General features: G+C 64.8%; 16 protein-coding genes. 5 read left to right on the top strand and 11 right to left on the bottom strand.

All coding sequences use genetic code 11. The annotated features are described in order from the left end of the window. Positions 1-57: 57 nt before the first annotated feature. The 3 genes from AC22G6_RS04510 to ychF are packed head-to-tail and all read left to right on the top strand — an operon-like array spanning position 58 to position 2485. Positions 58-675, top strand: a complete 618-nt coding sequence (locus tag AC22G6_RS04510; RefSeq protein ID WP_487365791.1) for a 50S ribosomal protein L25/general stress protein Ctc — start codon at positions 58-60, stop codon at positions 673-675. A gap of 41 nt (positions 676-716) precedes the next feature. Continuing rightward, positions 717-1397: an aminoacyl-tRNA hydrolase gene (pth, locus tag AC22G6_RS04505; protein ID WP_108971284.1), complete on the top strand. Its 681-nt coding sequence runs from the start codon at positions 717-719 to the stop codon at positions 1395-1397. Next, positions 1394-2485 carry a redox-regulated ATPase YchF gene (ychF, locus tag AC22G6_RS04500; RefSeq protein ID WP_487365790.1) on the top strand — a complete coding sequence of 364 codons (1092 nt, stop codon included), beginning with the start codon at positions 1394-1396 and terminating at the stop codon, positions 2483-2485. Before pth ends, ychF begins: the two co-directional genes overlap by 4 nt. 130 nt (positions 2486-2615) lie before the next feature. On the opposite strand, the gene AC22G6_RS04495 is transcribed toward ychF, so the two are convergent. Further along, on the bottom strand, positions 2616-5156 hold the full coding sequence (locus tag AC22G6_RS04495) for a YbcC family protein (RefSeq protein ID WP_487365789.1): 2541 nt from the start codon (positions 5154-5156) through the stop codon (positions 2616-2618). A 20-nt stretch (positions 5157-5176) separates the two neighbouring features. Beyond that, the gene (locus AC22G6_RS04490; RefSeq protein WP_487365788.1) at positions 5177-6772 is read right to left on the bottom strand and encodes an NADH-quinone oxidoreductase subunit L; all 1596 of its coding nucleotides are present in this window, start codon (positions 6770-6772) and stop codon (positions 5177-5179) included. A 94-nt stretch (positions 6773-6866) separates the two neighbouring features. On the opposite strand from AC22G6_RS04490, the gene AC22G6_RS04485 reads away from it, so the two are divergent. Further along, positions 6867-7781 carry a LysR family transcriptional regulator gene (locus AC22G6_RS04485; RefSeq protein ID WP_108971288.1) on the top strand — a complete coding sequence of 305 codons (915 nt, stop codon included), beginning with the start codon at positions 6867-6869 and terminating at the stop codon, positions 7779-7781. Positions 7782-7827: 46 nt separating this feature from the next. On the opposite strand, the gene AC22G6_RS04480 is transcribed toward AC22G6_RS04485, so the two are convergent. From AC22G6_RS04480 to AC22G6_RS04440, 9 genes are all read right to left on the bottom strand, one after another. Beyond that, positions 7828-8748: a DNA-3-methyladenine glycosylase family protein gene (locus AC22G6_RS04480; protein WP_487365787.1), complete on the bottom strand. Its 921-nt coding sequence runs from the start codon at positions 8746-8748 to the stop codon at positions 7828-7830. A gap of 84 nt (positions 8749-8832) precedes the next feature. Continuing rightward, positions 8833-9912, bottom strand: a complete 1080-nt coding sequence (ada, locus tag AC22G6_RS04475; RefSeq protein WP_487365786.1) for a bifunctional DNA-binding transcriptional regulator/O6-methylguanine-DNA methyltransferase Ada — start codon at positions 9910-9912, stop codon at positions 8833-8835. Between the two features lie 109 nt (positions 9913-10021). Next, positions 10022-10378 carry a fumarate reductase subunit FrdD gene (gene frdD / locus AC22G6_RS04470; RefSeq protein ID WP_487365785.1) on the bottom strand — a complete coding sequence of 119 codons (357 nt, stop codon included), beginning with the start codon at positions 10376-10378 and terminating at the stop codon, positions 10022-10024. A gap of 8 nt (positions 10379-10386) precedes the next feature. Next, positions 10387-10785: a fumarate reductase subunit C gene (locus tag AC22G6_RS04465; RefSeq protein WP_487365784.1), complete on the bottom strand. Its 399-nt coding sequence runs from the start codon at positions 10783-10785 to the stop codon at positions 10387-10389. Beyond that, positions 10782-11528 (bottom strand): succinate dehydrogenase/fumarate reductase iron-sulfur subunit, encoded by a 747-nt coding sequence (locus AC22G6_RS04460; protein WP_108949419.1) that lies wholly within the window; start codon positions 11526-11528, stop codon positions 10782-10784. The genes AC22G6_RS04465 and AC22G6_RS04460 overlap by 4 nt, the downstream gene beginning before the upstream one ends. After that, positions 11521-13302, bottom strand: coding sequence for a fumarate reductase (quinol) flavoprotein subunit (gene frdA / locus AC22G6_RS04455; RefSeq protein ID WP_487365783.1), 1782 nt, complete (start codon positions 13300-13302; stop codon positions 11521-11523). The genes AC22G6_RS04460 and frdA overlap by 8 nt, the downstream gene beginning before the upstream one ends. Before the next feature lie 174 nt (positions 13303-13476). Then, a complete protein-coding gene (locus AC22G6_RS04450) occupies positions 13477-14367 on the bottom strand; it encodes a DMT family transporter (RefSeq protein WP_487365782.1) in 891 nt (296 codons plus the stop codon). 96 nt (positions 14368-14463) lie between these two features. Then, entirely contained in the window at positions 14464-15012 is a 549-nt protein-coding gene (locus AC22G6_RS04445) for a response regulator transcription factor (RefSeq protein WP_487365781.1), read from the bottom strand. Then, positions 15009-16340 carry a sensor histidine kinase gene (locus AC22G6_RS04440; RefSeq protein ID WP_487365780.1) on the bottom strand — a complete coding sequence of 444 codons (1332 nt, stop codon included), beginning with the start codon at positions 16338-16340 and terminating at the stop codon, positions 15009-15011. Before AC22G6_RS04440 ends, AC22G6_RS04445 begins: the two co-directional genes overlap by 4 nt. Before the next feature lie 223 nt (positions 16341-16563). Between AC22G6_RS04440 and nosZ the strand changes: the two genes are divergently transcribed. Further along, positions 16564-18507, top strand: a complete 1944-nt coding sequence (gene nosZ / locus AC22G6_RS04435; RefSeq protein ID WP_487365779.1) for a TAT-dependent nitrous-oxide reductase — start codon at positions 16564-16566, stop codon at positions 18505-18507. Positions 18508-18639 lie beyond the last annotated feature (132 nt).

The raw sequence follows: 18639 nt of genomic DNA, 5'->3' as shown, positions 1-18639 counted from the left end.
GGCCTTTTCATCTCTGCCTGGTCGCGGGCAGAGACTTCATCAACTGGAGTAGTACACATGCAAATCGAATTCAAGGCTGTAAAGCGCGAACTGCAGGGATCGAGTGCGAGCCGCCGCCTGCGTCGCGAAGGCCAACTGCCCGGCATCGTCTATGGTGGCGAAGCTGCAGCTCAGCCGATCCTGCTGGATCACAACGAGCTGTTCCACCTGCTCAAGAAAGAAGCCTTCCACGCTTCCGTGCTGTCCATCAACATCGATGGCGCCAAGGAAACCGTCCTGCTGCGTGACACGCAGTGGCACGCCTACAAGCCGCAAGTCATGCACATCGACTTCCAGCGCGTCAAGGCCGGCGAAACCATCCACCTGAAGGTGCCGCTGCACTTCATCAACGGCGACGAGTGCCCGGCGGTCAAGACCGGCGGCTGCATCGTGGCTCACGTGCTGACCGAACTCGACGTCGAGTGCCTGCCCTCCAACCTGCCGGAATTCATCACGGTTGATCTGTCCGCTCTCGAGCCGGGCGAGTCGATCCACGTTTCCCAGGTCGTGCTGCCGGAAGGCGTGAGCACCGTGCATCACGGCGAAGGCGACCCGGTTGTGGCCAGCGCCCAGACGCCGCGTGGCAGCGTTTCCGCCCAGGCTGAAGGTGAAGAAGGCGAAGAAGCCGCAGAGTGATTGCGGCTGCTGCCAAACGGGCTTTCCGGGACTGAACGACGATGACGACTGCGGCAGCACGCCCTCCCCGTCTGGTTGTCGGTCTCGGCAATCCCGGCACCGAATATTCCGAAACCCGGCACAACGCCGGGTTTTGGTTTTGTGAGCGGCTCGCTGATCAGCTTGGCGCACGCTTCTCGCATGAATCACGTTTTCACGGGCTGGTCGCCAATGCGCGCGACGCCGGCATCATGTTGCTGATGCCCCAGACCTTCATGAACCGCTCAGGTCAGGCCATCGGCGCACTGGCACGGTTCTACCGTATCGAACCGGCAGAGATCCTGCTGGTGCATGACGAGCTCGATGTTCCGCCCGGCCAGTTGCGACTGAAGTTCGGCGGCGGACTCGGCGGTCACAACGGACTGAAGGACACCTCTGCCCACCTCAATACCAACGACTACTGGCGACTGCGAATCGGTATCGGCCATCCGGGCGATCGCAACGAAGTGGTCAACTACGTGCTCAAGCCCGCCCGGCGCGAAGAGCAGACGCTGATCGACGAAGCCATCGATCGCGCCCTCCTCGCCTGGCCCATTCTGGCCCGTGGCGACTGGACGGCAGCGACCCAGCGCCTCAATGCGCGCCCCGCTCCGCCCAAACCACCCAAGCCACCGAAGGCCCCCAGGCCCGTCGCAGACACGCGCGGTGCGCCAGACAACTCCAAGGACGAAACCCAGTCATGAGCCTGAAATGCGGAATCGTCGGCCTGCCCAACGTCGGCAAGTCGACCCTGTTCAACGCCCTCACCAAGGCGGGTATCGAAGCGGCCAACTATCCCTTCTGTACCATCGAGCCCAACGTCGGCATCGTTGAAGTGCCGGACCCGCGCCTCGACGCCCTGTCGGAGATCGTCAAGCCGCAGAAGATCCAGCCCGCCATCGTCGAATTCGTCGACATCGCCGGTCTGGTTGCAGGTGCATCCAAGGGTGAAGGCCTGGGCAACCAGTTTCTCGCCAACATCCGCGAGACCGATGCCATCGTCCACGTCGTGCGCTGCTTCGCCGACGATAACGTGATCCACGTTTCCGGCAGCGTCGATCCGATCCGTGACATCGAAGTCATCGACACCGAACTCGCGCTCGCCGACATGGCGACGGTGGACAAGGCCCTCAACCGCTACAAGCGCCCCGCCGCTGCCGGCGACAAGGAAGCAAAGGCGCTGGTTGCGGTGCTCGAGAAGTGCATCGCCCAGCTCGATCAGGCCAAGCCGGTGCGTGCCCTCGACCTCGCCAAGGAAGAGCTCGCCCTGATCAGGCAGTTCTGCCTGATCACCCAGAAGCCGGTGCTGTACGCCGCCAACGTCGCCGAAGACGGCTTCGAGAACAACGCGCAGCTCGACGCCGTCCGCGCCCATGCCGCGGCAGAAGGTGCCCAGGTGGTCGCGCTGTGCGCCTCCATCGAAGCCGAGATCGCCGACCTCGACGACGCCGACAAGAAGGACTTCCTCGAGTCCATGGGCCTCGAAGAGCCCGGCCTCGACCGCCTCATCCGCGCCGGATACACGCTCCTCGGCCTGCAGACCTACTTCACCGCCGGGGTGAAGGAAGTGCGCGCCTGGACCATCCACGTCGGCGACACCGCACCGCAGGCAGCCGGCGTGATCCACACCGATTTCGAGCGTGGTTTCATCCGCGCCCAGACCATCTCCTTCGACGACTTCATCACCTACAAGGGCGAGTCGGGGGCCAAGGAAGCGGGCAAGATGCGCGCCGAAGGCAAGGACTACGTGGTCAAGGATGGCGACGTCCTGAACTTCCTGTTCAACGTCTGACGCGGATGCCGGGCGACCGGCACCGTCCTGAAAACCGGACGATTCCGCAAGGATCCGAAAAGCCGCGTACCCACGCGGCTTTTTCTTTGCGCGTCGTTCCCTGCGCCTGCGATATGGCTTCCGGCGTCGATCAGGCCTCGTCCAGCCCCAGCGCCAGCCAGCTTCCACCGGCGTAACGCAGCAGCTGTGCGTCATCGAAGCGCCACAGGTGCAGCCAGCCATTGTCGAGGAGCTGGCGGACCACGTCGTGCTGCGCGATCACATGCTCGATCGCCCGCTGCGGCGCGTCGATGACCACCGTCAGACGCAGCGGCTCGTGCACCCAGCCCGCACCATCGTGCAAGGACTGCTTTGACAGCCCGATACGCAGATCGCCGCCGTTGCCCTCAAACACCCCGATGTGCCCACCCACCACGTTGTGCAGCAACTTGTTGCCGCTACCCAATCGACCTGGATCGCAGGTCGAGGCGTGGTATTGCCAGTTGATCCAGTGCGTCACCAGCATCGGCGCGGTCATCAGCAACTCAAGCACGCTGCCATCCGGGTCGTGCCCGGCATCGTAGTCATGCAGAAAGCTGCGTCCATCCAGCGCCAATCCGTGGCTGCGATGACGCGGCGCGATGATGAACGCCGCATTGCCCGCCAGCCCCCACTCGGGCCGGGTCTGGGCGCCATCGTTGGCACGGCGACGCAGTTGTGTCAGAAGGTGCTCGCCCCCGGCACGCGGATCCAGTCCGAGTCGCACGGCACGCTCGCGCCTGACCTGATCGCAAGCCTGGGCGAAGACGGTCCTCTGCAGTTCGTCCCAGCGCGCAAGCTTCGATGCCGGCAGCAGATCGAGATCAAAGCCTTCGATTTCATCGGTCGTCGTGTTGTGCAGGGCGGCGACAAACACGGTGTGCTCGGGAATGAAGACTCCGCCTGCCTTCAAGCCTGCACGTACGGCCGGCTCATTGAGCAGTTGCGCCAGCACGCGGGCATTCACTTCACCCGTCTGACCGCAGCAGGCGCCGCAATCCAGCGCGGCGGCGTGGGCATTGTTGGCACTCTGACTGCCATGCCCGACCAGCAGCACCAGCGGCGCGAGATCGCGATCCAGCCCCATGGCATGCAGCACACGCGACGACAGCGCCACCTTGGCGTCGATGTCCAGACCGGTGAGGCCCGGACGACACAGGGGCCGGTAACGCGCGGACAGGCCGGCCAGATCGTCACGCTTGCGCGCGGCCGTGGAAGGCCTCAGCCAGTTCGACAGCTTGCCGAGATAAGCCACACCGGCCGCTTCCACGAATGAGAACGCCGCACTGGGCCAGCGTCCACCTGCGCGCCATTGTGCCGACCAGGCAAAGCTGCGCTGCCGGGCCTGGCGCGCCGCGTGGTTCAGTTCATCCTCATCCGCGCCCCGACCGGACGCAGCCACCGTGATGCGATCCGTCACCTCGAGGGCCGGTGCAAGCAAGCCCGGCAACTGCGGTCGCCGTGCCGACGTGGCAAGTGGCGTATAGGCAAGCGGGAGGCCGAAGAAGCCCGCAAAACCAATGGTCTGGATGGCGGGACTGACCGCTTCAAGCGCCCTGCGCAAGGGCTCGCTGCGCACATCGATACAGAAGGCGGCCTGGATTTCGACGTGCTGCCCGGCACCGCCACGCCCTGTGCTGCGGGCGACTGTGCCGAGCTTGTGCGCCAGCTGACGCTGATAACCCGCTTCGAGTGCCACCTGCCAGACCTCATCCACGACGAGCATGTCTTCCGCCTCATCAAGCAGCGCAGCAGCACGAATCCATGCCCCCTGCACGGCTGCGAAGGCCTGCCGGGTGACGACATCGTCCTTGCACTCAAGCAGGATCGCCCCCCAGGCAAGCCGGATCGCGAGCAAGTCACGCAGATGCGAATCCGTCTGCCCTGCAAGTCTGGCCTGCCAGCCACGATAGGCACACCACGACGCCCAGCCATTGACCGTGAGCAGGATGGCTTCGAGGTAGTCGGGCCATACCGGCTCCGGCAGTCCCAGTCGCTGCAGAACCCAGCGCTCGGCGTCCTCCCGCGTGGCGGGCAGCGCGCTGAACGAACGTTCGAGATCGGGCAGCCCCATCAGCACGCCGATGCCATGATCGTGGATCAGGGTCTCCCGCCAGAAGGCATACAGCCCCTGATCGCGCTCGGGCTGCCAGTCCGCCTGATGCTCGTCGAAATAGGCGGCACAGGTCTGACTGACCTGATGCGTGATCGCCTGCCGCCACGACAGCCGGGCATGGCGCTCCGGATCGTCGTCCAGCACATCGATCAACAGGGGCAAGGCAGGCAAGCCAGGCGCAGTGTGCAAGGCATCGACACATTGCCGCTCGGTGAGCGCGGCGGCCTGAGCAGCAGACATTGAGGACAGCGCATGGGCAAGGTCCGGGCGGGTGATGCGCCCCGCCTCCCAGGCTTGCTGCAGATAGCTGCGCGACGGGAACACCTGGATGCCACCCAGCACCGCCATGCGCGCCGCGACCTGCCGAACGGGTCTGCCGATCCGCGACCAGTGCGGATTGACGGCAATTGCGCGATCGAGCGGCCAGGCCGGGGCGGTGGTCTGGCACGCCTGCTCGCACGCAGCTTCGATACGTGTGTGCAGCGCTGCGTCATCCTCAAGCCGGGACGAGGCGCGTACAAGGGTCACTGTGTCCATGAAATCCTCCTGAAATCTGATTACCTGGGGGCTGCGACGGCCACTGCGCCAGCCATCGCGTGGCCATCAGACGCTGCGGTTCCAGCGGTCCAGCGCGTTGGCCACAGGCGCAAGGCCAGGCGGGTGTAGAGCTCGTCCACATAGAAGCCGGCGTAGCTCCAGCGCCGCCACACGGCCAGCCATTGCGGATGAAGCTGCAGGGTGACGAGGCAGAGATACATCAGCGCCATGCCTGCCAGGGCGACAAGTCCGGCAGCATGGAGCGGTGCGTCCGTCAGGCCGAACGGCAGGGCATGTGCCACAAGCGCTGCCATCGTGAGCCCCGACACCATGCTCAAGCCCGCGACAAGCGACCACCACGCCCGACCGGCCTCGCCGTCATGCCGGGCGGGCGACCACAGCAGCGGCGACCACGCCAGCGCCAGCACGCCGCTCCACCACCATGGCCAGCCCGCAGCGGGGGCGAGCGCCTGAATCAGGCCGACAAGCGCAGCCGCCAGCAGCGGTGCCGCCACCAGACTCCGCACCGAAGACGCAGCACTGCCGCGCATCATCTGCAACTTGTTGGTGTGCACCACCGTGGATGCCGACAGAAAGGCATGCGCCTTGTACAGCGAGTGACCGACAAGATGCAGCGCGGCAAGCGTGTAGAGGCCGAGACCACATTCGAGCACCATGAAGCCCATCTGCGCCACGGTGGACCACGCCAGCCGGACCTTGATGCTGATGCGGGTCAGCATCACCAGGCCTGCAAGCAGTGCAGTGCCAAGCCCGAACGCGACCAGCAGCCAGCGTGCTGCAGGTACCGCCTCGAGCAAGGGCGCGAAGCGGATGAGCACGAAGCCGCCGAGGTTGACCACGCCGGCATGCAGCAGCGCGGAAACCGGCGTCGGCGCTTCCATGACCTGGATCAGCCAGCCATGCACAGGCAGCAGCGCAGTGCGCAGGATCACCGCCAGCACCAGACCCACTGCGCTCAACTGCAGCGGGAGCGACACGCCGTCCTGCGCCAGGTGTTGCCGGAGATCGGACAGCGATCCGCTGCCCACTGCCCACCATGCAAGCGCCGCAGCGCAGATCAGCAGTGCGTCGGCCAGGCGGTCGGCAATCCGCTTCTTGTGCGCGGCCAGCAAGGCGAACGGGCGATCCGGGTAGAAGCAGAGCAGGTGCTGCAACGCCACGCCCACCAGCGCCCAGGCTGCGATCAACACCAGCCAGTGCTCCGCAAGCAGCAGCAGATGGACGGCGGCCAGCACCCCTGCAAGCGCGGTGACATAGCGCGCCTGCCCTGCCTCGCCCTGCAGGTAGCGCGACGAGAATACTGCGATGACCGTACCCAGAAACTGCACCAGCACCGCCAGAACGGCACCCAGCGAACCGACCGCCAGCCAGGGCAGCCATTGCATTGAACTCGCACCCGGGGACGGTGGCACCAAGACCTGGTGCAGGCCCAGGCTCGCCAGCGCGCACAGCAGCGCAGCGCCGGAGAGAAGGCTGAAACGCTTCCACAGCGAGGCCTCGCGTGCGCTGCCGGCGCGGGGCAGCATCGCGGCGATCAACATCAGGGCAGCAGGCGCCAAAGCGCTGGCCGGGAGCAAGAAGCTCGATAGATCCATGACGGGCAACCTCAAATTGAACCGGCGCCATGGTGCTATCATCAATCAATTCCGTAAAACACATTAATCAGAACTAATTGATATCGAAAAGTGAATGGTTAATCTGGAGCAGCTGAACTTTCACCACCTGTTCTACTTCTGGCGCGTCGCCCGCATGGGCCACCTGACACGTGCCGCGCAGGAGTTGCACACCTCGCAGTCGGCACTTTCGGCGCAGATCAGGCAGCTGGAAGACCGTCTGGGTGAGGCCCTGTTCGAACGCGAGGGGCGACGCCTGGTGCTGACGGATACGGGCCAGCTGGTGCTCTACTATGCGGAGTCGATATTCGGGCTGAGCCAGGAAATGCTCGGGCGCCTGCAAGGCCGCAGCGAGGGCGTGATCCGGCTGCGCGTGGGCAGCGTCGCCACCATGTCGCGCAACTATCAGGAGAACTGGATTCGGCCGCTGCTGGCTGATTCCTCGGTGGTGCTGACCCTCGAGTCGGGTTTGCTGGAGGGCCTGCTCGAGCGCCTGGTGCAGCATCAGCTCGACGTGGTGCTGGCCAACGAAACCGTGCCCACAGATGCGGACCGCCCCTTGCACTGCCGTTTCCTGGGCAGTCAGGCGATCTCGCTGGTCGGGCCCGCAAGCATCTGGAAGGGCCGCAGCTTGCGCGTTCCGGATGACCTCGATGGTGTGGACCTTGCGTTGCCCGGACCACGACACGCCCTGCGCGCGCAGTTCGACGCCATGTGCATGTCTGCCGGGGTGCAGCCACGGCTGCGGGCCGAAGTCGACGACATGGCCATGCTCCGCCTGATCGCACGGGACAGCAACTGGCTGACCGTGCTGCCCGAGGTGGTGGTGCAGGACGAAATACACGCGGGCAGCCTGGTGAGCGTGGGCCAGTCCACGCAGCTGCAGGAGCGCTTTTACGCCATCACGACACCGCACCGCCATCGTATCGAGCGCCTCGAACGCCTGCTGCAAGGCTCCACCGAAGTACCGGACCCCTCTGGCGCTGCATGAAACGTGCGCAGCGGGCCTGGCGGCTGCGCGACAGCCGGACCGACCATCACCCGAGCTTCGGCGCCCCGCCCGATGCTCGCGAAACAGCCGTATCCAGCGCCCACAGGTGTGCTGCCACCAGCGCGCGCCAGGGCGAGAATTCGGCCAGGAAGCGTTCCGTTTCGGCGGGCGAAACAGGGACCGGGCTTTCCAGCAGGTGCTGCAGACCACGACGCACGGCAACATCGCCATGCAGCGAACCATCAAGCCAGCCGAAACCGCGCAACAGCGCGTAGTTGATGGTCCACGGCCCGATGCCGCGGATGCGCAGCAGGCAGGCCTGAATGTCGTCGATTGGCGGCTTCTCCACCCACGCATCGAGTGACAGATCGCCGCTGACAAGCAGCCCGCTCAGCGTGAGCAGGGTCAGCGCCTTGGCCCGGGAAAAACCCGCCGCGCGCAATCCAGGCTCGCCCAGCGCCTGCACGCCTGCCGCATCGGGATAACAATACAGACCACTCGAGTGACGAAGCCCGACCGCTTCGATCAGTCGCCGGCGAATCGTCAGCGCGGCGGCGACGCTGATCTGCTGCCCGGTGACGGCCCAGCTCAGCGCCTCGAAAGGTGTCGCCGCCAACGGTACGCGCAAGCCCGGATGGTCCGCGATAAGCCTGCCGACCTGCGGATGTGCGCGCCATCTTTGCTCGAAGTCCTCGACCGCCTGCGTCAGCCCGAGCATGCGCCTCACCATGCCCGTCAGCAGCAAACCGTCTGACGGCGAGAGCGGTCCATCGACATCCAGCCGCGCCGCGGCCCTTCCGCCCGTGAAGACAATCTCCAGGCAAGCCGCCCGCCCCGACCATGCCAGCCCCTTGCGCAAACAGTTCCCCTGCACCTGCTCCGCCACCTGCAGCGAATCGCGCAAATGAAGCGCAAGCACATCACCAGCACGAAACCCCACCGGCAGATCAAGCTCGCAATTCAGCACACCACCCTCCAGACCGCACCCTTAAAGCTCTCCGCGCCCTCCGCGCGAACCCGCCTTTCCTCCGTTCGTCACGCCCCATCCGCCTCATTCGCCCGCCGCCTCGCGCGCAAGCAGTGTCCGCTTTCGCTCCACCCCCCAGCGGTAGCCCGACAGGCTGCCATCAGTACGCACGATGCGGTGGCACGGAATCGCCACCGCGAGCACGTTGGCGGCACACGCCCCCGCCACCGCGCGCGCACCACGGGGCGTACCGACGCGCTCGGCAAGCTCGGCATAGCTCAGCGTCGTGCCTGCGGGAATCTCCCGCAGTGTCTGCCACACCCGCTGCTGAAATGCCGTGCCGCGAACATCCAGCGGCAGGTCCAGACCAAGACGCGGCGCCTCCACGAAAGCGATCACCCTTGCGACCAGGCGATCGAAGCCCGGGTCGTCGCCGATCAGTTCAGCCTGCGGAAACAGGTCCTGCAGGTCGCGCGCCAGCACTGCCGCGTCATCGCCCATCAGGATGGCGCACACGCCGCGTCGGCTGGCGGCAACGAGGATGGCGCCAAGCGCACACTCACCGATTGCGAAACGGATCTCGGTATCGACTCCGCCTGCACGAAATGCCGTGGGGGTCATGCCGATCAAGGCATCGGCATTCTCGTAGAAGCGGCTGCTGGCATTGAAACCGGCGTCGAACAAGGCTTCGGTCACGCTCGAACATGCGCGCAGCCTTGCCTGCACCCGCTGCGCGCGACGGCCTGCGGCATAGCCGGCCGGCGTCAACCCTGTCACCGACTTGAACACCCGCAGCAAATGGGACGCGCTCAGACCCGCGTGATCTGCGAGATCAGCCAGCTTTGGCGGGCTGTCGGCGGCGTCGATCATGCGACACAGGTCGGCAACCATATCCGCATGCAGGCGGGACTGAGGTGCCTGATCCGGACGGCAACGCTTGCATGGCCTGAACCCGGCAGCGATGGCGGCGGCCGCGTTGTCATGAAAATCGACGTTCTCCGGCCGCGCCGTGCGTGCGCCACACGACGGTCTGCAGAAGATGCCGGTCGTGCTCACCGAATACACGAAGCGGCCATCGGCACCGGGATCACGCGCCACCACTGCAGCCCAGCGCGGATCGGCAAGCGTGCGACCGGCGCGCAGTTCGCGGGCTTGGGACATCATGTTGTGCGCTCCTGAATGAATCCTTTCGACAGACTCATCCTAGCAAGGCCAACCCGAGCCGGCACTCCGCTACGTGCTTTCGAATTCGCACCCTGCCCGCACCCCTCGATCAGAAACCGATTCTGAGCAAGGCCCACAGCGTGATCAGCGTCCCCAGCAGCGCGCCGCCGTAACAGATCAGCCTTGCACCCGTGCCGCCGTGAATGCCGACATCGTGCAGGCTGTGAAATATGCGATGCCCGGCGTGCCACAGAAAGAGCGGAACGATGGCGAGCACGAAGGCCTTGCCGATCCAGCTCTGCGCAAAGGCCATCATGTTGGCGTAGCTCATCGCATCCGGCGCCAGCAGGATGCCAAGCGGAACCGCGATGCCGGTGATGAACACCAGCGCCGGCCCCAGAATGGCGGCCAGCATGCCACCGGCGCCGAACAGCCCCCAGAAGATCGGGGCATTGGAGCGCTTCAAGGGCCGGCTCATCGTGTCAGCCCCCATGCAAGTCCGAGCAGGACCAGGCTCGCCACTGCCGTCACAGCGAGGCCGCCACCGGTGATCATCGCCGGCGCCAGGCGCTTGCCGCCGATCACGACCGGCGGCATGGTCTTGGGCATGATCTTGAACCAGGTCCAGCTGTGGTAGGACATCATCGCCAGCACGGCGAGATGGAAGACCACCGCCAGCGGATGCTTCATCGCGGCAAGCCAGCCATTCCACGCCGCCTCACCCTGCGCCAGACACACCAGCCCGATCAGCAGCACCACGCCATAGGCAGCGACGAACAGGGCCGTGCCCTCGTGAATCATGTACTCGACGAAGAACGGGTTCTTGCGCCACCAGCCGGCCATCGGCCGCGTATAGGGACGTCGCTTGCTCATTTCTTTCCCCCCTTCGGCATCAGGAAACTCAGGAAGTAGTCGCGCGCCGCCGTCGTCTTGTTCTGATTCACCGCATTGGCCGGGTCGACATGCTTGGGACAGACCTCCGAGCAGTAACCGACTGCGGTGCAGTTGAACACGCCCTCTTCCGCCGCAACCAGTTCCATGCGCTGCGCCGCGCCGCCATCACGCGAATCGGCGTTGTAGCGGTGCAGCAGCGCAAGCGCGCCAGGGCCGACGAAATCCGGATTCAGTCCGTACTGCGGACAGGCCGCGTAGCACAGCAGGCAGTTGATGCATGAACTGAACTGCTCGTACTTCTCCAGCTCCGCCGGCGTCTGCAGATACTCGCCTTGAGCGAGCGTGCGGGGCGCTTTCGGGATGATGTAGGGCTGAATGCGCTCCAGCTTGTCGATGAAATCCTCCATCACCACGACCAGATCGCGCTCGATGGGGAAGTGGTTGAGCGCCTCCACCCGCACCGGCCCCGGATACAGGTCGCGCAGAAAGGTCTTGCACGACAGCGCCGGCTTGCCGTTGATCATCATTCCGCAGCTGCCGCAGATCGCCATCCGGCACGACCAGCGGAAACTCAGGGTTTCGTCCAGTTCGTCCTTGATGTGCAGGAGTGCCTGCAGCACCGACATGTCGTCGGTAAAGGGCAGCTCGTAGGTCTGGAGAACCGGCTCCGCATCCTGCTCCGGACGGTAGCGCAGCACTTCCATGGTGATCGTTCTAGCCATGCCGTGCCTCCTTTTCAGCCTTCTCGCCCGCAGCGCCATAGGCGCGGACCGCAGGTTGCGAGCGGGTGATCTTCACCGGACCATAATCAATGCGCGGCTGCGCCTCGCCGTTATAGTGCGCCAGCGAATGCTTGAGGAAGTGCGCGTCGTCACGCTGCTCGAGGCCATCCAGACGCTGATGCGCACCGCGCGACTCCTTGCGGTTGAGCGCCGAATACGCCATGGCTTGCGCCACATCGAGCTGATAGCCGAGTTCGATCGCCAGCAGCCAGTTGGTATTCCACACGCTGGACTTGTCCTCGATGCGCACATTGCGGAAGCGCGCGCGCAACTCGTCGAGCTTGTCGCACGCGGCCTGCATGGTGTCGGCCAGACGGTAGATGCCGCAGCCGCTTTCCATGGTCGCGGCCATCTCGCGACGCAGGGTCGCGATGCGTTCCGTGCCATCGGAGCGGGTCACCAGCGCGCGGGCTTTTTGCTCCACAGCCTGCGCCTGTCTGAGCAGGGTCGCAGAAGCACTGCGCGGTGCAGCCTTGGCAAAGGCAGCCGCCTCGAGTCCGGCCACCTTGCCAAACACGCACAGCTCGGCCAGCGAGTTCGATCCCAGGCGGTTGGCGCCGTGGATGCCGACGCTGGAACATTCGCCTGCGGCGTACAGGCCCGGCAGGGGCGAGGCGCAACGACCATCGACCAGAATGCCGCCCATCGTGTAATGCACCGCCGGCCGCACCGGGATGGGCGTCAGCGCAGGGTCGACGCCGAGAAACTCCTCGGCAAGCTCGTAGATCTGCGGCAGGCGCTCACGCAATTTCTTCTCGCCGAGGTGGCGCAGATCGAGGTGCACCACAGAGCCCTGCGGGCCCTCGATCGTGCGCCCCTTCTGCTGCTCATGCCAGAAGGCCTGGCTCAGGCGGTCGCGCGGGCCCAGCTCCATGGCCTTGTTGCGCGGCTCGGGTTCGGCCGGCCCGAGACCGTAATCCTGCAGGTAACGATAGCCGTCCTTGTTAAGCAGGAAGCCGCCTTCGCCCCGACAGGCTTCGGTAAACAGCAGGCCGGTGCCCGGCATGCAGGTGGGGTGGTATTGGACGAACTCCATGTCGCGCAGCGGCACACCGTGACGGTAGGCCATGGCCATGCCGTCGCCGGTGACGATGCCGCCATTGGTGTTCTCGCGGAACACACGACCCGCGCCACCGGTGGCCAGCACCACCGCGCCGGCTTCGATCAGGGTGAATTCGCCCGAGGCGATCTCGATCACCGCCACGCCCTGCGCACGCCCGTCCTCGACGATCAGGTCAGCACAGAAGTGCTCATCGAAACGCTTGATCGAGGGATACTTGATCGAGGTCTGGAACAGGGTGTGCAGCATGTGAAAGCCGGTCTTGTCGGCGGCAAACCAGGTGCGCTCGATCTTCATGCCACCGAAGGCACGCACATTCACATGGCCATCGGGCTTGCGGCTCCACGGGCAGCCCCAGTGCTCAAGCTGTACCATTTCCTCCGGGCACTGGGCGACGAAATAATCCACCACGTCCTGCTCGCACAGCCAGTCGCCACCGGAAACCGTATCGTTGAAGTGATGCTCGAAGCTGTCGTGCGACTGCACCACACCGGCCGACCCGCCTTCCGCTGCCACCGTGTGGCTGCGCATCGGATAGACCTTGGACACCAGCGCAACCTTGAGCGCAGGATCGGACTCGGCCACCGCAATCGCTGCGCGCAAGCCTGCGCCGCCCGCCCCCACGATCACGACATCTGCCTTGAAAACCTCCATCGACGGTCCTCCTGTTGCGTATTGAACGGAGTGATCCTTACCCTTCAGGCATGTCCGCAGCCGCCCGCAATCAGCTCAGCATCGCACGACCGGCTTGCCGTTGCGGCCCCGCCACTGCATGAGCATATCGTCATCGGGCCGCGAAAGGCACCGTTTTCTGCTGCGGCACCGCCCTCAGAGCACCGATTTCAACAGCCCCCTGATCCAGCGCCAGCGGCTGATGACCAGGGCCAGCGCAATCAGTCCGCAGCCCAGCAACTGCATGGCACTCATCGACTCGCCAAACCACCAGGCTGCGACCAGCGCAGTCCACACCGGTTCGAGCATCAGGATCACCGCCGCATGGCTTGGCGTGGTCAGACTCTGACCGTGCAACTGCACCAGAAAGCGCAGGGTCGTCGCGATCAGCGCGCTTGCCAGTAGCCAGAACAGCACGGGCGTTGGCACTGTCGCGGGCCAGGTTTCCACGAGTGCAGATGCCGGAAGCACCAGGACACCGACGATCAGGACCTGAATCGTGCTCAGCGCCAGCACCGGCACGCCACGCACCACGCGTGAGTTGAGGTTGAACAGGAATGCAAAGACCAGTGCAGCGGCGAAAAAGAACCACTGGCTGGGCTCGACCCGGAAACCGTGCGCCAGCGACAGACAGGCAAAACCGCTCAGGGCGACCGGCAAGGCCACCCAGGTGCTGACCGGCGGCCGTTCCCCGAAGAAGATTCGCGCAAACACTGGCACCAGCACGATACCCAGGCTGGCAATGAAAGCCCCTTCGCCGAGATGCTTGCCATGCTGAAGTCCGAGAATCCACAGTGACATCGCCGCGGCAAACAGCACACCCACCATCGCAGCACGCCCGAGCGCAGCGCGATCGAGTACCCGCAGCTGAGGCCAGCTGAAGACGGCGAGCACCAGACCGGCGATCAGAAAACGCCACCCCACGAACTGAAACGGCGCCAAGCCGGCAAGTGACTCCTTGGAGAAGATCCAGCCGCAGGCGGCGAGCAGGGTCGCCGCGAGCAAAAGCAGGTCAGCTTTCAGGGCATGGTTTCCGGATGCGTTCATCAGGGCCTGTAGCGGCCGTAGCCGAAGGGAAGCCGGCGATGTTACCCCGGCTTGCGTCGCCGCGCCCAGCGCACGCTTGATGCCCGGCGCCGGATTTCAGTCGAGGCCGGCTGCGGGCAGACGGGCGAGTTTTCGCTGCAGCGTGCGCCGGTGCATCTTCAGTGCGCGGGCCGTGGCGGAAATGTTGCCTTCATGTTCGGCCAGCACGCGCTGCAGATGTTCCCACTCCAGCCGGTCCACCGACATCGGCACGTCCGGCGCGCGCTCGTCGATCACCACGTCCTCGGCACGCAAGCCCTTGATGATGGAATCCACGTCGGCCGGTTTGGCGAGATACTGCGTAGCCCCGAGCTTTACCGCATCGACCGCGGTGGCGATGCTGGCATAGCCGGTCAGCACCAGGATGCGCGCGTTCGGGCTGGCTTCGAGCAGCGGGCGGATCAGGCGCAGACCCGAGGCGCCGTCGAGGTTGAGATCGAGCACGATGAACTCGGGCGCGTGATCGCGTGCAAGCGCGAGCGCGCCGTCGCTGTCGGTCGCGCCATGAACGTCGAAACCGCGCTGGCCCAGCGCGCGCGTGAGCACGCGATTGAAGGCGGGATCGTCGTCAATGACCAGCAGCGTCGCAGCACAGTCCGTATTCATTCCGGTTTTTCCTGCAGGGGAATGCTGAGACGGGCGATGGTGCCACCATTGCTGCCGATGGTGAAGCCGAGCGTGCCGCCATGATGTTCAACCGCCGAATACGCCAGAAACAGCCCGAGCCCCATACCCGACGCGCTCCCGGCCAGCGGCCCCGTGCGCGCGGCGGCGCACACCGCAGCCGGAATACCGTCCCCCTGATCGGACACCTCGACCACGAAGTCACCGCCGGACACCTGCGCCCTGACCCCTACCGGCGCACGCGCCTGCCCGGCCTTGGCATTGGCATTGGCCGCGTTGTCGATGAGATTGTGCAGCGCCTCACCCAGACTCGCATCGGCCACGATGCGGGCCGCGTGCAGCGGCACAGGGATGCTCAGCGCGGCGCTGGCGTGCGGACGCAGCCCGCGCCAGCGCGTCAGCACCCCGTCGATCCAGTCGCCAGCACTCACCGCACCGCCACCTTCGGCACGCTGCTGCCCCGCCTCGCGCGCAAGGCCATTGAGGATGTCCCGGCAATGATCGACCTGGGTCCGCATCAGTTCGATGTCTTCGCGTGCGTCGTCGCCGAGGTCGGTGCGACGGGCCAGTTCATCGCTGAGGATGCGCAGGGTACCCAGAGGCGTGCCCAAACGGTGAGCGGCGCCGGCGGCAAGCTTGCCCACCCCGACGACATAGGCATCACGCGCACGTGCGGCATCGCTCGCGGCCAGCGCCTGCTCCCGGCGCAGCAAGGCAGCGTTGAGACGAACCACGAACCACACCACGGTGAGCGCCGAAAAGGAAAAACCCAGCCACATGCCTGCAAGGTGCCAGGTCATGGCCATGTGTGCATCCGCCAGTTGCACCGCATGATGGAAGCGCCACAGCAGCGAGTATTCGAGCACGGCCAGCGCCGCCAGCGCCCAGGCCTGCGGGGCCGACAGGATGGTCGCCCCGACGGCGACCAGGGGCAGCAGGAAGGCAATCGCCGGATTGGTCGCCCCACCGCCGAAGTACAGGAATGTCCCCCACGCGAGCATGTCCGCCATCAGCTGCAACATCGCCCCGCGCCGCCCGGTCAGGCCGGACAGCACACCGGCATGCATCAGCAAATTGATCGCCACCAGCGCCAGTATCACGGCAAACAGGGGGCTGCGCGGATGTGCAGGCGCCACCTGCGGAAAGACCAGCAGCGCCACCACGGACATTGCAAGCACCGACAGCCAGCGCAAATGCAGCAGGCGCTCGCGATCCGTGCGCACCTCGCCGAGCGCCTCGGAAGGCCTTGCCACCCGCGCCTCGGAAGACGTCACGGAGACGGGGTTGGGCGCGGATTCGGACGTACTCATGCCGGTACTCGAGTGAGAACAGTGTGCATCTAATCGATCGACTGATTTTCCGTCCTTGTCATGAATCAAGGATTTCAATATCCAGCGCTCCTAAAGTGTCCCTGCGACAAAACGTCACAGGACAATGTGTCGCAGGCAGACAGCCCGCGTTTCCGCCCGCAGCACGCGATGCGCCCGGTGCCTCGACATGCAATTACCACAGCTGAAACGGAGCCATACGATCATGAACGAAGCCAAGATGAAGCCGGCCGGCGAGATGCCCGATCCGGGCCGCCGCAAGTTTCTGAACACCGCCGCATTCGCCGGCCTCGCCGGTGCCGGCCTGTCGGTCGGGCTTTCTGCCTGCAACAAGGAAACAGCACCTGCGCCTGCTGCCTCAACGGCACCGATGGCAGCCGCAGAGCATCTCGAAGTCGGCAAGTACGAAGTCGCGCCCGGTCAGCTCGATGAATACTATGCCTTCTCCAGTGGCGGTCACTCGGGCGAATGCCGTATCTACGGCCTGCCGTCGGGTCGTGAGCTGAAGCGCATCCCCGTGTTCAACATGGACTGCCTGGTCGGCTGGGGCACGACCAACGAATCCAAGGCCATCCTCGGCACCAAGCCCAACGGCACGCCCAAGTACACCACCGGCGACACCCACCACGTTCACCCCTCGTACACCGACGGCACCTACGACGGCAAGTACATGTTCGTGAACGACAAGATCCACGGTCGCCTCGCCCGTATCCGCATGGACACGATGGAAACCGACAAGATCACCGAGATTCCCAACATCCAGGGTTTCCACGGCACCTTCCCCGACAAGCGCGACCCGGTCGATGCGGCCATCAACCACACTACCCGCGTGTTCTGCGGTGCCGAATTCTCGATTCCGCTGCCCAATGACGGCCGCGACATGGAAGACGGCAGCAAGTACAAGTCGCTGTTTACCTGCGTCGATGCCGAGACCATGGAGGTGCGCTGGCAGGCACTGATCGACGGCAACTGCGACCTCGTCGCCAGTTCCTACGACGGCAAGCTGGCTGCGACCAACCAGTACAACACCGAGATGGGTATCCACTACGAAGGCATGATGGGCGCCGAGATGGACGCCTGCCTGTTCTTCAACGTCGCCCGTATCGAAGAAGCGGTGAAGGCCGGCAAGTTCACCACCATCGGCAGTTCCAAGGTGCCCGTGGTCGATGGCACACGCGCCGCGAACGCCGACCCCAAGACCGCACTGACCTGCTATGTGCCGATCCCGAAGAACCCGCACGGCGTGAACATCAGCCCCGATGGCAAGTACTACGCCTGCTCCGGCAAGCTGTCACCGACGGCCTCCGTCATCGAACATGCGCTGGTGCTGAAGTGGTTCGACGGCGAACTGCCCGAAGCCCGCGAAGCCGTAGTTGCCGAGCCGGAAATCGGCCTTGGCCCCCTTCACACCGGTTTCGACAACAAGGGCAATGCCTACACCACGCTCTTCCTCGACAGCCAGATCGTGAAGTGGAACGTGGAAGCCGCGATCAAGTCGTTCAAGGGCGACACCGCGGCCAAGGTGGTGCTCGACCGTATCGACGTGCACTATCAGCCGGGTCATGGCTTCACCTCGATGGGTGAAACCAAGGAATCCGACGGCCGTTACTTCGTGTCCGACAACAAGTTCTCCAAGGACCGCTTCCTGCCCGTCGGCCCGCTGCATGCCGAAACCGCCCAGCTGATCGACATCAGCGGCGACAAGATGAAACTGGTGGCCGACCACTCGGTGTATTCCGAGCCGCACGACTCCATCATCATCCGCCGCGACATCATCAAGACGCGCCAGATCTACAACCTCGACGACTTCCCGCATGCGGTCAAGGATCCGAAGGAATCGGGCGTGTTCCGCGACGGCAAGAAGGTCACGGTCAAGCTCACCAGCCAGGCACCAGCCTTCAGCCTTCGTGAGTTCAAGGTCAAGAAGGGCGACGAAGTCACCATCATCCTGACCAACCTCGACAAGGTGGAGGATCTGACCCACGCCATGGCGATTCCGAAGTACGACATCAACTTCATCGTCAATCCGCAACAGACCCAGTCGGTGACCTTCGTTGCCGACCAGCCGGGCGTGTACTGGTGCTACTGCACCAACTTCTGCCACGCCCTGCACCTCGAGATGCGCTCGCGCATGATCGTCGAGGCCTGACCGAAAGCCATGACGTTGCAGGGTAAAACCTGCAGCGCCGGGTGATGACAAGCAGTTTTCGGGGGGCGTCAGCCCCCCGCTTTTTTTTCTTCGCCCCGGCCAACTTGATACGAAACAAGGCACCCGCTGCCT

It is taken from the genome of Parazoarcus sp. PS-13 R2A (assembly GCF_057621855.1).
This window is presented reverse-complemented; position numbering and strand designations above follow the sequence as displayed.

What these genes read in the sequence shown, in the direction of transcription:
- AC22G6_RS04510 (WP_487365791.1), top strand. Translation starts at nt 58, where the DNA reads ATGCAAATCGAATTCAAGGCTGTAAAGCGCGAACTGCAGGGATCGAGT.
- pth (WP_108971284.1), top strand. Translation starts at nt 717, where the DNA reads ATGACGACTGCGGCAGCACGCCCTCCCCGTCTGGTTGTCGGTCTCGGC.
- ychF (WP_487365790.1), top strand. Translation starts at nt 1,394, where the DNA reads ATGAGCCTGAAATGCGGAATCGTCGGCCTGCCCAACGTCGGCAAGTCG.
- AC22G6_RS04495 (WP_487365789.1), bottom strand. Translation starts at nt 5,156, where the DNA reads ATGGACACAGTGACCCTTGTACGCGCCTCGTCCCGGCTTGAGGATGAC.
- AC22G6_RS04490 (WP_487365788.1), bottom strand. Translation starts at nt 6,772, where the DNA reads ATGGATCTATCGAGCTTCTTGCTCCCGGCCAGCGCTTTGGCGCCTGCT.
- AC22G6_RS04485 (WP_108971288.1), top strand. Translation starts at nt 6,867, where the DNA reads ATGGTTAATCTGGAGCAGCTGAACTTTCACCACCTGTTCTACTTCTGG.
- ada (WP_487365786.1), bottom strand. Translation starts at nt 9,912, where the DNA reads ATGATGTCCCAAGCCCGCGAACTGCGCGCCGGTCGCACGCTTGCCGAT.
- AC22G6_RS04465 (WP_487365784.1), bottom strand. Translation starts at nt 10,785, where the DNA reads ATGAGCAAGCGACGTCCCTATACGCGGCCGATGGCCGGCTGGTGGCGC.
- AC22G6_RS04460 (WP_108949419.1), bottom strand. Translation starts at nt 11,528, where the DNA reads ATGGCTAGAACGATCACCATGGAAGTGCTGCGCTACCGTCCGGAGCAG.
- frdA (WP_487365783.1), bottom strand. Translation starts at nt 13,302, where the DNA reads ATGGAGGTTTTCAAGGCAGATGTCGTGATCGTGGGGGCGGGCGGCGCA.
- AC22G6_RS04450 (WP_487365782.1), bottom strand. Translation starts at nt 14,367, where the DNA reads ATGAACGCATCCGGAAACCATGCCCTGAAAGCTGACCTGCTTTTGCTC.
- AC22G6_RS04445 (WP_487365781.1), bottom strand. Translation starts at nt 15,012, where the DNA reads ATGAATACGGACTGTGCTGCGACGCTGCTGGTCATTGACGACGATCCC.
- AC22G6_RS04440 (WP_487365780.1), bottom strand. Translation starts at nt 16,340, where the DNA reads ATGAGTACGTCCGAATCCGCGCCCAACCCCGTCTCCGTGACGTCTTCC.
- nosZ (WP_487365779.1), top strand. Translation starts at nt 16,564, where the DNA reads ATGAACGAAGCCAAGATGAAGCCGGCCGGCGAGATGCCCGATCCGGGC.